This is a genomic window from Roseibium sp. AWQ4_290, from assembly GCF_056160985.1.
This window is the reverse complement of the sequence record NZ_JBSWYG010000040.1, coordinates 1-12,887: the sequence shown is the minus strand read 5'-3', so window position 1 is coordinate 12,887 and position 12,887 is coordinate 1. Positions and strand designations below refer to the sequence as shown.

At 58.3% G+C, this 12,887-nt stretch carries 8 protein-coding genes; 7 read left to right on the top strand and 1 reads right to left on the bottom strand.

What is annotated here, in order from left to right:
- The first annotated feature begins 133 nt into the window (after positions 1-133).
- The 4 genes from ACXAH0_RS24825 to ACXAH0_RS24810 all read left to right on the top strand — a co-directional run bounded on the left by ACXAH0_RS24825 (position 134) and on the right by ACXAH0_RS24810 (position 5,032).
- Positions 134-3,025, top strand: coding sequence for a Tn3 family transposase (locus ACXAH0_RS24825; protein WP_475195927.1), 2,892 nt, complete (start codon positions 134-136; stop codon positions 3,023-3,025).
- 12 nt (positions 3,026-3,037) lie between these two features.
- Entirely contained in the window at positions 3,038-3,904 is an 867-nt protein-coding gene (locus ACXAH0_RS24820; protein ID WP_475195926.1) for a tetratricopeptide repeat protein, read from the top strand.
- A gap of 118 nt (positions 3,905-4,022) precedes the next feature.
- Positions 4,023-4,592, top strand: coding sequence for a recombinase family protein (locus ACXAH0_RS24815; protein WP_475195923.1), 570 nt, complete (start codon positions 4,023-4,025; stop codon positions 4,590-4,592).
- Positions 4,589-5,032 carry a hypothetical protein gene (locus tag ACXAH0_RS24810; RefSeq protein ID WP_475195920.1) on the top strand — a complete coding sequence of 148 codons (444 nt, stop codon included), beginning with the start codon at positions 4,589-4,591 and terminating at the stop codon, positions 5,030-5,032. Before ACXAH0_RS24815 ends, ACXAH0_RS24810 begins: the two co-directional genes overlap by 4 nt.
- A gap of 471 nt (positions 5,033-5,503) precedes the next feature.
- On the opposite strand, the gene ACXAH0_RS24805 is transcribed toward ACXAH0_RS24810, so the two are convergent.
- Positions 5,504-6,196 (bottom strand): TetR/AcrR family transcriptional regulator, encoded by a 693-nt coding sequence (locus tag ACXAH0_RS24805; RefSeq protein WP_475195918.1) that lies wholly within the window; start codon positions 6,194-6,196, stop codon positions 5,504-5,506.
- A 218-nt stretch (positions 6,197-6,414) separates the two neighbouring features.
- Between ACXAH0_RS24805 and ACXAH0_RS24800 the strand changes: the two genes are divergently transcribed.
- The 3 genes from ACXAH0_RS24800 to ACXAH0_RS24790 are packed head-to-tail and all read left to right on the top strand — an operon-like array spanning position 6,415 to position 12,214.
- Positions 6,415-7,569, top strand: a complete 1,155-nt coding sequence (locus ACXAH0_RS24800; protein ID WP_475195917.1) for an efflux RND transporter periplasmic adaptor subunit — start codon at positions 6,415-6,417, stop codon at positions 7,567-7,569.
- Entirely contained in the window at positions 7,569-10,727 is a 3,159-nt protein-coding gene (locus ACXAH0_RS24795; protein WP_475195915.1) for an efflux RND transporter permease subunit, read from the top strand. The genes ACXAH0_RS24800 and ACXAH0_RS24795 overlap by 1 nt, the downstream gene beginning before the upstream one ends.
- Positions 10,724-12,214, top strand: coding sequence for an efflux transporter outer membrane subunit (locus ACXAH0_RS24790; protein ID WP_475195913.1), 1,491 nt, complete (start codon positions 10,724-10,726; stop codon positions 12,212-12,214). Before ACXAH0_RS24795 ends, ACXAH0_RS24790 begins: the two co-directional genes overlap by 4 nt.
- Positions 12,215-12,887 lie beyond the last annotated feature (673 nt).

Sequence of the window (12,887 nt, the reverse complement as noted above, 5' to 3'; positions counted from 1 at the left end):
GCCGACCACAAGATCAATCGCATCAACGAACTCATGCCTTGGTGTTACGCTGCAAAAGCAGCGTAACAGAGCGCCTGGCCGCCATGAAGACCGGCTTCACCGGGCGGACACCTTTCTCTGGAGGATTTGTGCATTGGACTTCGAAGATATTTCAGTGTGGAGCCTGTCCTTTTCGGACCTTGAGTTTGTTCACGGCTACCGGCATCAAACGCGGATTGGCGTTGCGGTTCAGCTGTTGTTTTTCCGCTGCAATGGCTACTTCCCGTCCACATTGGCTGAGATTGCGCAGGATGCCCTCGACTATGTTTGCGATCAGACCGGAGAACCGGCGGCGCTCGCAGGTTCTTACAAGCTGGCCGGCGACATCGCCCGCCGCCACCGTTTGCAAATTCTTCGTTTCCTTGGCTTTCGGCGCGCTGGGGAGGGGGAGAAGGCTGCGCTTTGCGAGTATCTGTCGGAGATTGCCAGATCAGTTGGCGCCAATTCGGCCGAGCTTGCAGAAAAGGGCTACGCATGGGCTCTGCAAAACAAAGTTTTCATCCCCTCCCGAGCAATCATGGAGCGTTTGACGCGCTCCGCGCTGCACGCATTTTCCGAACGACTGCTCGATGAGACTTGTGGTCGTATCCCAGTGGAAACACGCCTTGCACTGGAGGCGAGCCTGTCCGACCCGCGCGGGCAGCATGGATTTCTGCGGTTGAAGGAGGATGTCGGCGCCGCCACGCTGGACAATGTACTCGATGCCGCCAGCCGGCTGGATTTCGTGCAGTCTCTGGTTTTGCCATTTGAAGTCGTAGCCTCGATCCATCCGTCCTGGATCAAAATGCTGATGCGCCGCGTCGAAGGAGAGACCGCCGCGGAAATGCGCCGGCACGGCGAGACGAAACGGCTTGGTCTGTTGGCCATGTATATAATGTCGCGCCGTGCGCAGTTGCTGGACGGGCTGGTGGACCTGCTGATCGAGGTGGTGCACCGGATCGGCACAAAGTCCCGGCGGAAGGTGATCAACCGGATTGCAACCGACATTGAGAAGGTGCATGGCAAGGAGCGCCTTCTGGTGAACATCGCCACAGCGGCAATGGAGACGCCGGACGGCAAAGTGGCCGAAGTCATTTTTCCAGTCGCGGGTGCCGCCCGTCTGAAGGCGATCATCGAGGAACACCGCGCGAAGGGAACGTTGGACACTCGTATCCAGACGGTGATGCGGGGATCTTATGCCAATCACTACCGGCGCATGTTGCCGCCACTCTTGTCCGTACTGGAGTTCCGGTCCAACAACGAGACCTGGCGGCCGATCCTTGATGCGCTGTCTCTGGTCAGTCGTCTGAATGAAGACGGTCGCCGGTTTGCCCCGGTCGCATTCGCGCCGGAAGGATCGATCCCGGCCAAATGGCGGAAAACCGTGATTGACGAGCGCGGCCGCTTGAATGTCATCTCTTATGAGCTCTGTGTCCTGATCCAGTTGCGGGAGCGGATCCGCGCCAAGGAAATCTGGATTGCCGGGTCGGACCGATACCGCAACCCGGATGAGGATCTGCCCGGAGATTTCGCGGAGCAACGCGATGCCTATTATTCCGGCCTGAACCTGACCCGCGATGCCCATAGCTTTATCCGGTCGGTGCGGGAGCAGTTGGAAAAGGAACTTCTCCAATTGAATGCGACCCTGCCGTCCAATGACAAGGTCCGGCTGCGCTGGCATGGGAAGAACAGGATCTGTGTTACGCCTTTTGATCCGCAGCCGGAACCGAAGGGACTTGTCGCTCTGAAATCGGAGATCAACCGCCGCTGGCCGATGACAGGGCTTCTCGACACTTTGAAGGAAACGGCCCTTGAGACCGGCTTTCTCGATGCGTTCGAAACCTCGGCCAGCCGGGAGGCTCTGCCGCAGGCCGTCCGTGATCGACGCTTGTTGCTGTGTCTCTATGGTCTCGGCACGAATGCGGGCCTGAAACGCATTGCGGCCGGTGTTCCGGACATATCATACGACGAACTGAAGCATGTCAGCCGCCGCTATCTCGATCGGCCCTCCCCGCGGGCAGCTTGTGCCAGGGTTGCCAACGCCACGCTCGCGGTGCGCAATCCTCTGATCTGGGGCGAAGCCGGAACAGCCTGCGCATCGGATTCCACCAAGTTCGGCGCTTGGGACCGGAACCTGATGAGCGAGTGGCATGCCCGTTATGGCGGTCGTGGAGTGATGATCTACTGGCATGTGGAACGGGAATCGACCTGTGTCTATTCCCGCCTGAAGCGTTGTTCCTCGTCCGAGGTTGCCTCGATGATCGAAGGGGTTTTGCGGCATTGCACGGACATGGAGATCCAGCGTCATTATGTGGACAGCCACGGCCAGAGCGTCGTGGGCTTTGCCTTCTGTCATCTGCTCGGGTTTGACCTGGCTCCGCGGTTGAAAGCGATCGCGCGCCAGAAACTGGCAATACCTTTTGCGGACATGCGCGGCAAGCTGCCCAATCTCCTGCCGATTTTATCGAAACCGATCGATTGGGACGAGATCGAGCGTCAGTATGATGAAATGGTCAAGTATGCGGCGGCCATGCAGACCGGCACGGCCGATCCTGAAGCGATTTTGCGCCGGTTCGCCCGTTCTGACGTAATGCACCCAACCTATAAGGCTCTGGCGGAACTCGGCCGAGCGATCAAGACGATTTTTCTGTGCCGTTATCTTCGTTCTGAAGACTTCCGCCGTGAAATCCATGACGGCCTGAACGTGGTTGAGAACTGGAACAGCACCAACAGCTTTGTGTTCTTCGGCAAGGGCGGCGAGATTGCCAGCAACCGGATTGCCGATCAGGAGCTTTCCGCCCATGCTCTGCACCTTCTCCAGGCGTCAATGGTGTATGTGAACACGCGCATGATGCAGAGTGTTCTGACGGAGCCGGCATGGCTGGCCCGGCTTTCTGCGGACGGCAATTGTCGCCTGTCACCAACCATTCATTCCCACATCAACCCTTATGGCCGGTTCGATGTCGATCTGGATAAGCGGATCAATTTTGAACTCATGGCTGCTTAATCGGAGACGGAAATGCCAACGTCAAAGAAGCCTCACAAACAACGCTCAACCGTTCGAACGGCGTCGGATCTGTCAGTGTTTCCGGATCCCAGATCTCTCCAGCCGTCTTCCGCCGAATACAAGAGCGCGGTCAACGAAGAGACGCTTTGGCAGGCACAGGAGCTTGTCTATGATTCCTGGGAAACGCCAGATGGCCGCAGCCGATTTGCTCTGGCCCGGCAGGCACTGAAACTATCGGTGTTTTGCGCCGATGCGTGGCTCACCCTTGCAGAACGGCCTTCTTTGTCCAACAGCGAACGGCGGCAGATGATTGAACGAGCTGTAGCCGCGGGAGAACTCGCATTGGGAGAAGGCGGACTAAAGGAAAACGAGGGACACTTCTGGGGTGTCCTGGAAACCCGGCCATACATGCGCGCTCGCGGAGAATTTGGAGAAGTTCTCTGGGATGCCGGAGAAAAAGAGGCAGCGATCCAGAACTATAGGGAAATGCTTATTCTGAATCCCGGCGACAACCAGGGTATTCGCTACATTCTGGCGGCGAAGCTCCTCGAAATGGGCAAGATGGACATGCTGAAATCGCTCATGGAACAGTGCGTCGACGAGTATTCACCGGAAATTCAGTATACGCGCGCGTTAATCGCCTATTTTGAAGAGGCGGAAAATGCGGAAGATATCGCCGGGCTCGCCTTTGAAACCAACCGCCATGTGCCGGGCATGCTCTCCGGCCGGGTGCCAACAGTTCCCGTCGGCGACTATGTGACCTTGGGTGGCAAGGACCAGGCATCGAGCTATGTTGATGCCAATGGCACAGCGTGGAGACAAATTCCCGGTGCCATTGAATGGCTGGATGAAATCACATCCTCAGTTGAGCTCTCTTGACGTCATTATGGGTATACCCACAGCGTCAAGCCTCATAAACACTCAACCTGCCGTGAAAGGTGTTCATTATGGGTCTGTTTCGTGTTAATGAACACAAATTGATGCAGGCACACCCAAAATGAACACTCCTCAATCGAAAATCGGATATGCACGCACATCGACGACTGACCAGAACCTTGATGCGCAGATGACAGCGCTGAAGGCCGCCGGATGTGGCATGGTAAGGGCGGAACAAAAGAGCGGTGCCAGTCTTGATGGCCGGCCGGAGCTGAAAACCATTCTCGATTTTATTCACCCCGGCGAAACATTGGTGGTCACGCGGATCGACCGGCTGGCCCGGTCCCTGAGTGACTTGCAGACCATCGTTGCTCGTTTGAAGGAAAAAGGTGCCCATCTGGCTGCGACCGAGCAACCGGTGGACACGTCAACAGCTGCTGGCAAAGCTTTCTTCGACATGTTGGGCGTGTTCGCGGAATTCGAAACCAACTTTCGCCGAGAACGTCAGGCCGAAGGAATTGCAGCTGCGAAACAGCGTGGTGTGTACCGGGGGCGGCCACCCAGAATCAGCATGGCGGAAATACGGGAAAAGCTGACAGCAGGCTTGTCGCCAACGGAGATCGCTCGAGAGTTGGGTGTTTCCCGAGGCACGGTCTACAAGGCAAAGAAAGATTTGAAGGATCCGGCATGAGTGGGAACGTTCAGCCTCAAAAGAAGCGACTAAAGAATCTCACGCCTGGGCTTTGCGCAAAGCTGCAAGATGAGATGCGGACTGCCTGCCGGGAAATTGCGGAAAAGCACGGCTTGTGCTTCGCTGACGATGATCTCCACGATGTCAATCTTCGCGTCGGCCTTTCCTACACAATCCGTCTCGGTCTTCCCATGGAAGACGGTTCGTTGTTTGAGCCTGACAGAGAAATGTTCGAAATCCTCGCACCTCAGTATGGATTGGACCCGTCAGATTTTGGCAAAGAGTTCGACGATCGCGGTGAACGGTTCCGCATCACTGGGCTCGAACCGAAACGGCCGAAATATCCGGTCAATGCCGAGCGCCTCTCGGACCGGCGAAAGTATAAATTCTCATCCGACATCATCGGCATGCTGCTGGCTAAATCACGCGAAAGATATTGATCCGTGTTTGTTCCTCAAGACGCCCAAATGTGCACGCTCGGGCCTCTTGGGCCTAATCTGTGAAGATGAGCCAAAACCTCTCCCTTACTCGCCTCGCCCCGCCGGCCTTCCAGAACAATGTGGATTTTTTCTTCTGCTGAAAGCCGTCGCCGGGTCACGCGGCGAATGTCCTCGAGAGCTTTCCCTGCCGGATCTTTCCCCGGCCCGGATTTCCGTCTTATCTTCGCTCCTTGATCAGCAGCGTTGAGCCAAAAATATTCTTCTGTGCAACCACTTCAATCTGTCCAACGGGTGCTGAAGTCGGACATCGCCGGGCTGGATCAACCGGCGGTGCAGCATGACTTAACCCAAACAGCCTCCGGCAAACCCAGGGGCATCCCAGTGAAGTTTGAATGGTCTGGCGGGCGGTCGGGAAGGCTGCCAGGTCCGTCTCAGGGCTGGCCTTCGGGCCCGTCTCCCGCAACGCGACGGTTACGGGCTGCGCGGGGCCAGTCCGCAGACCAGAGACTTGATCGTATTGCGCATATAGCTGCGCACGCAGGCCGCCGAAGCGCTAGCGCTGTCATGCCGCCGGAAGATCTGGGCTCCGATCAGCACATCCATCAAGAGCTTTGCAGTGTCTTCGGCACAGAGGGTCGTTAAGAGGCCGCACTCGGCCTGCTGCTGCACCCAAGTGGTCAGCTGGTTAAGCAGCTCAATGCCGCAATGCTGCTTCAAGAGCTCGCCCAATTCCGGGTTCGCGGCTGATTCGAGGAAAAGCAGCCTGACTTCGGCCGCCTGCTGTTGCAATTCCGCATCGCTGCGGTCGAAACGAAAAATCTTGAGCAGGGCGTCTTCCAGGGAAAGGCCGTCGAAATCGCCCGACAAGTCGATCAGGCTCGAGCCGTGACGCTTGGCCAATTCTTCAAACAGACTGAGCTTAGACGGGAACATCTCATAGAGCGTTCGCTTTGAAATGGCACATTCGGAGGCCACGCAGGACATCGTGGTGCCTTTGAAGGACCGCTGCTGGAAGGTTTCGAAGGCCACATTCGTAATATGCGCCTTGAGCTCTTCCTCGTCATGAACCTTGCGGCGTCCGCGCGCCCTGGTTGGGCAAGCGTCCGCGGAGCCGGGCGCGGGATCCAGGTCCGCATGCTCTTTCGACCCTGTTGAATGTATCATACTGCCCCCCTGCGTCTTACAACGAAAGCTCAATATTGGATTGACTCCGGTATCGCTGACAGAATAGTGGTACTCGCAAGTTTTGTAAAACGCGGTTTCGCCAGAATTCGAAAAGGACCTGCTCCACCATGATGCGAACCTCATGCAACAAAAGAAAAATTCAGGATAGAGCTGGGCTTGGGTGGGGCCGGGGATTGGTGCTCGCCGGCGCGGTCTTGATGATCTTAGGAGACGCGCCAGTCTCCGCGCAAATGGGGCAGGGAGCTGCGCCTAAGCCAGAAGTCGGGGTGATCGAGATGCACCCGCAGTCCGTGGCGGTCACGGCAAAACTGTCCGGCCGCACGGCAGCGTCCCTTGATGCCGAAGTCCGTCCCCAGGTGGGGGGCATCATCAAGGAGCGGCTGTTCAAGGAAGGCTCCGAGGTCAAGGCGGATGAGGTTCTCTACCGCATAGATTCGGCGTCCTACAAGGCGGCTTATGATGCGGCTGCGGCGGCCCTGGAGAAGGCCGAAGCCGCACTGCCAAGCGCGAAGACCAAGCTTGAGCGCTATCAGGAGCTGATCAGCCAGAATGCGGTTGCCAAGCAGGATCTGGATGACGCCCGGGCGTCTTACGCCCAGGCCGTTGCCGACATCGCCTCTGCCAAGGCGGATCTGGAAACGGCAAAGATCAATCTGGATCACACCGCTATCCGGGCGCCGATATCCGGGCGCATCGAAGCCTCGTCCCTGACTGTTGGCGCTCTGGTCACCGCAAGCCAAAGCACAGCCCTGACAACAATTCGCCAGCTTGACCCGATCAATGTGGATGTCACGCAATCAAGCACCAACCTCTTGAAACTGCGCAAGGCGGTGCGGGAAGGCCGGGTTAAGCTGTCTGGCGACAATGTTCAGGTGCGTCTGATCCTGGAGACCGGAGAGGAGTATTCCATCCCCGGCAAGCTTGAATTCTCCGAGGCCTATGTCGATGCGACCACCGGCACCTATACGCTGCGCGCCGAGTTCCCTAATCCGGAGCGGCTTCTTTTGCCGGGCATGTATGTGCAAGCGGTGGTGGAAGAAGGGGTTGCTCAGAACTCTTATCTCGTTCCCCAGCGGGCGGTCTCGCGCAACGTGCGCGGCGAGCCAACGGCGTATTTCCTTGGCAGCGATGGCAAGGTTGAAGAGCGGATTCTCACCGTGCGCGGCAATGTTGGCAACAACTGGCTTGTGTCTGAGGGCATCAGCGAAGGCGACCGGCTGATCGTGGAAGGCACTCTGTTCATCCAGGCGGGGACGGAAGCCACCGGAACCCTGGTCACGATCAATGAGGCCACGGGCGAAGTGGACAGCCGTGGTTCGGCGGTGTCCAACGAGGGCGGGAACACCAACTGATGTCAGCGTTTTTCATCGACAGGCCAATCTTTGCCTGGGTCATTGCGATTGTCACGATGCTGGCAGGCGCTTTGGCGATTACCCAGCTCCCTATCGCGCAATATCCTCAGATCGCGCCGACGAGCGTGAATATCTCGGCGTCCTATCCAGGCGCCGATGCACAGACGGTCGAGAACTCGGTCACCAAGGTGATCGAGCAGGGCATGTCCGGTATCGACAATCTGGACTATATGACCTCGACGTCGTCGAATACGGGCAGTGCCAGCATTTCGCTGACATTCTCCAGTGGGGCCGATCCGGATGTGGCGCAGATGCAGGTGCAGAACAAGCTTCAGCTTGTGACCAGCCAGCTGCCGCAGATCGTTCAAAGCACCGGCATTACGGTCGATAAATCGACCACGGGTTTCTTGATGGTGGTCGGCTTTGTCGCCCGCGATGGCACCATGACCTCCACCGACATCTCCGACTATGTCGAGAGCACGTTGAACGACACGATGAAGCGTGTTGAAGGGGTCGGAGAAACGCAGATTTTTGGCTCCGGCTATGCCATGCGCATTTGGCTTGACCCTGAGAAGCTGCGCAAATACAGCCTGATGCCGAGCGATGTCAGCTCCGCCATCGAGGCGCAGAACACCCAGGTCTCTGCTGGACAGCTTGGCGCTTTGCCACAGGTGCCGGGCCAGCAGCTCAATGCGACCATCACCGCATCGAGCCGTCTGCAGACGGTGCAGCAGTTCCGGGACATCATCCTCAAGAGCTCCGAAGACGGGGCGATTGTCCGGCTGAATGATGTGGCCCGCGTCGAAATCGGCAACGAAAGCTATACGTCGACATCGTCCTATAACGGCTATCCGGCGTCTGGTCTGGCCATCTCGTTGGCCACCGGTGCCAATGCGATTGCCACGGCTGAGCGCGTGCGAGAAACGGTTGACCGTCTGTCGTCGACACTGCCGGCTGGTGTGGAAGTGGTCTATCCCTACGACACAACGCCTTTTGTGGAGTTGTCGATCGAGAAGGTGGTGCACACCCTGATCGAGGCGGTCGTGATTGTGTTCCTCGTCATGTTTTTGTTCTTGCAGAACATGCGGGCGACGCTCATTCCCACGCTCGCGGTGCCGGTCGTTCTCTTGGGCACCTTTGGTATTTTGGCGCTCTTCGGCTATTCGATTAACACCTTGACGATGTTCGCCATGGTTCTGGCGATCGGCTTGCTGGTCGACGACGCCATTGTCGTGGTTGAGAATGTGGAGCGGGTGATGGCGGAGGAGGGGCTATCGCCCCGCGAGGCCACGCGCAAATCCATGAAGGAGATCACCGGCGCCCTGATCGGGATTGCGGTTGTCCTGTCCGCCGTGTTCGTGCCGATGGCTTTCTTTGGCGGCTCGGTGGGTGTGATTTACCGTCAGTTCTCCGTGACCATTGTCTCGGCGATGATCCTCTCCGTTCTGGTGGCGATGATCCTGACCCCGGCCCTGTGTGCAACGATCCTGAAACAAAGCAGCCACAGCCACAAGCGCGGCCCCTTTGCCTGGTTTAACAAGGGCTTCGACATCGGGGCGAACGGCTACCGTTCCGCAAGCGCAAGCATCATCAAACGGGGCATCCGCTCGTTTGCCGTGTTTCTTGCCATTGGCGGCGGCATGGGCTGGATGTTCACCTCTCTGCCCAATTCCTTCCTGCCTCAGGAAGATCAGGGCTTATTGCTGACGAGTGTGACCTTGCCAGTCGGGGCAACCCAGAGCAGAACGCTGACCGTTCTTGATGACGTCCGTGAGCACTATTTGACAAACGAGTCCGATGCGGTTGAGAGCGTGTTTGCCGTCTCCGGCTTCGGCTTTGGCGGCCAGGGTCAAAATGTCGGTCTTGTCTTTGTCCGCTTGAAGGATTTTGACGAACGCACATCGCCCCAGTCCTCGGCCCAGGCAGTTGCCGGCCGCGCCATGGGGGCCTTCTCGCAGCTGAAGGATGCGCGCGTGTTTGCGCTGGCTCCGCCGGCGATCCAGGGCATGGGCAACACCAACGGCTTTTCCTTCTATCTTCAGGACATCAACGGCCAGGGCCACGACGCCCTGATGTCGGCCCGCACCCAGCTGCTGGGCATGGCGGCGCAGTCGCCGCTGCTGTCGGCGACCCGGCCCAATGGCCAGGAAGATCAGCCTCAGTTCAAGGTGGACATTGACAGCGAGAAGGCCCGCTTGCTCGATCTTTCCATTTCTGATGTGAACAACACCTTGTCGATCGCCTGGGGATCGGACTACGTCAATGACTTCATTGACCGCGGCCGCATCAAGCCGGTCTATGTCCAAGGGGATGCTCCTGACCGGATGCAGCCTTCGGATCTGGAGCGCTGGTACGTGCGCAATTCCAACGACGACATGGTTCCGTTTAACGCCTTCTCCAGCACCCGCTGGACCTATGGTTCGCCGCGTCTTGAGCGTTATAACGGCTCGGCCGCGGTGGAGCTGCAGGGACAGGCGGGCTCTGACGCCAGCTCGGGCGAGGCCATGGACGAGATTGAGAAACTGGTCGGGCAATTGCCCGCCGGCTTTACCCTGGAGTGGACGGGCATGTCCTATCAGGAGCGGCTGTCCGGCGATCAGGCGGTCTATCTCTACGCTATTTCCATTCTCGTCGTTTTCCTCTGCCTGGCGGCTCTTTATGAAAGCTGGTCGATCCCGTTTGCAGTGATGCTATCAGTGCCAATCGGGATCTTCGGGGCCTTGGCCGCAGCCTTGCTGTTTGGCCAGACCAACGATGTGTACTTCAAGGTTGGCCTTCTCACGACGATTGGCCTAGCGGCGAAAAACGCGATCCTGATTGTCGAATTTGCCATTGACCGTCAGAAGGAAGGCGAGGGGCTCATTGAAGCGACACTTGATGCGGCCCGCCAACGCCTAAGGCCAATCTTAATGACATCCTTCGCTTTTATTTTGGGTGTAACGCCGTTGGCTCTTGCCACTGGAGCAGGTTCTGGCGCGCAGAATTCCATCGGCATTGGGGTGATGGGAGGCATGGTCTCTTCCACCATCCTGGGTATCTTCTTCATACCGCTCCTTTTCGTGGCAGTACGGCGGATATTCGGGGGCAAGGCGGCCATGCAGCCTGGACAGGCGGGGCCTGACATGAATAGCGACAACACGAAGAGCGGTTTGGTATGATGAGTGTGAGAAAGTCCTGCAAGCGTTTGGCAGACCTTGGTAGCGGCTTATTGATCGCGGCCCTTTTGAGCGGGTGTGCGGTTGGTCCTGACTACCAGACGCCGGGCATATCTCTGCCTGACAGCTGGAGGAATAACGCGGCAGAAACACCGGCAACTGTTCCGCAGTTGGCTTATTGGTGGACGAAGCTGGGTGATCCACAGCTCAATAAGCTGATTGAGACAGCGATTGAGAACAATCTGGATGTGCGCACCGCCAAGGCCAAGATCCGCGAAGCCCGGGCGAGCTACCGTCAGTCGACTGCAGCTCTGTTCCCGAGCCTTGATGGCTCAGCCTCCGCAAAGCGTGCCAAGACGTCCGGATCGTCGGGCAGCAACGGCACAGTCGGCAACAGCTTCAACGGCGGCTTTGACGCCAGCTGGGAACTGGATCTGTTTGGGGCGAACCGCCGGGCGGCGGAAGCCGCCAAATATGGACTGGATGCGGCGGAAGAGGAGCTACGCTCCACGCAGCTGACCCTGATTGGCGATATCGCCACGGCCTATGTGGAAGCCCGCGGCTATCAGCAGCGTCTGAGCCTGGCTCAGCGCACCGCCAAGTCCCAGAAGGAAACGGCGGCCCTGACGCGCAACCGCTTCCAGGCTGGCTCCTCGTCGGGTCTGGACGTGGCCAACGCGGAAGGCCAGGCCGAGAGCACGGCCGCCGATATTCCGACGTTGAAGACGTCGCTGGCGTCGTCCTTGCACAGCCTGTCGGTCTTGACCGGCCAACAGCCGACAGCTCTGGTCAAGCAGCTCAGTGCACGCAAGGCGATCCCACGGCCGCGTCTGCCGTTGCCGGTCGGTGTGCCAGCGGACATCTTGCTGGCCCGTCCCGATGTCCGTCTTGCCGAGCGCCAGCTCGCCCAGGCCACGGCCGGGATCGGCGAGGCGGAAGCAGCCCGCTATCCGGCGATCAGCCTGACCGGATCGATTGCCACAACCGCAACGCAATTCGGCGATCTTGGCAAGAATTCCTCTCTCAGCTGGTCCTTCGGGCCGAGCCTGTCAGTGCCGCTGTTTAATGCGGGCAAGCTCGCGGCCGCGGCGGATGTCGCCCGGGCGCAGCGTGATCAGTCCTTCTTGGCCTACAAGGCGGCTGTTCTGGATGCCTTGAAGGATGTGGAGAATGCGCTTGTGGGCTTCTCTCAGCAGCGCCGGCGTCTCATCAGCCTGTCGAAGTCTGCGGAGAGCTACCGCGAGGCGGCCAAGTTGTCGCAATCGCTCTATCAGACCGGTGCCGTCAGCTTCCTGGATGTGCTGGATGCCGAGCGTTTCACCTATTCTGCAGAAGACAGCCTGATCCAGAGCCAAGTGCTGTTGTCGACCTATTACATCTCCTTGCAGAAGGCGCTTGGCGGCGGCTGGAACGGTGCGCTTAATGCGGACAAGCCTGAGATTGTCGACGAAAACACAGGGCCGCGCCTGGCAAAGGCCGTCTCCGGCTGAACGGTCGGACGCAGACCATCCATCAACGCCAGCGCTATTATTTCGCTGCTCCTGCGTGCACGGACCTTTGAGACGCCGCAACTTTAGGGCGAATCGGTTCCGGGTTGAGCAGCCGGTCGGTCAGGCCCGCGCAGTCAGGCATTCGACAAACTGAGACCACATCCCAAAAAGCCGGCACTCATTCGAAATGCCGCAAATTCAACGGATGGGCGGAAAGTGGACTTTCGCTGCGGTCCAAACGAAGGACCGAAAAGGGGCCGGAAGCAGACTGTCCGCCGCCGGGGACGTTCAAGAGGAAAGCGGACATGTCATCGATGGAAGCTGGGGCTGAAGTAGCCTAGCGCGGAATCTGGGTGCCATTTCGAATTACTGCCGAACTTATGAGTGTCCTTCTTCCATGGCAGATCGCAATAAATGCACTTAATACGAAATGGCCGCCAGAGTCGCATCGGCCTTTGATATATGCGGCCAAAGCTGGGGAACAGCGCGGCAAAGCGCTAGAAGGTGGGAACGTAGCCGCGGAGCTTCCTCAAGGTCAATTTCGCCATTGGCGATTTCGAAGAACTGGACCTGTCACGGTTTGATTCCGCCCCGAGTTCTCATTTAAGCGGCCCTGGCTTCGAATGCCAATGGGCTTTTCCATGCCAAAGCCGAGTGCCTTCTGCGCGGATTG

Coding starts and splice junctions, on each gene's coding strand:
- ACXAH0_RS24820 (WP_475195926.1), top strand. CDS start 3,038: ATGCCAACGTCAAAGAAGCCTCACAAACAACGCTCAACCGTTCGAACG.
- ACXAH0_RS24815 (WP_475195923.1), top strand. CDS start 4,023: ATGAACACTCCTCAATCGAAAATCGGATATGCACGCACATCGACGACT.
- ACXAH0_RS24810 (WP_475195920.1), top strand. CDS start 4,589: ATGAGTGGGAACGTTCAGCCTCAAAAGAAGCGACTAAAGAATCTCACG.
- ACXAH0_RS24805 (WP_475195918.1), bottom strand. CDS start 6,196: ATGATACATTCAACAGGGTCGAAAGAGCATGCGGACCTGGATCCCGCG.
- ACXAH0_RS24800 (WP_475195917.1), top strand. CDS start 6,415: ATGATCTTAGGAGACGCGCCAGTCTCCGCGCAAATGGGGCAGGGAGCT.
- ACXAH0_RS24795 (WP_475195915.1), top strand. CDS start 7,569: ATGTCAGCGTTTTTCATCGACAGGCCAATCTTTGCCTGGGTCATTGCG.
- ACXAH0_RS24790 (WP_475195913.1), top strand. CDS start 10,724: ATGATGAGTGTGAGAAAGTCCTGCAAGCGTTTGGCAGACCTTGGTAGC.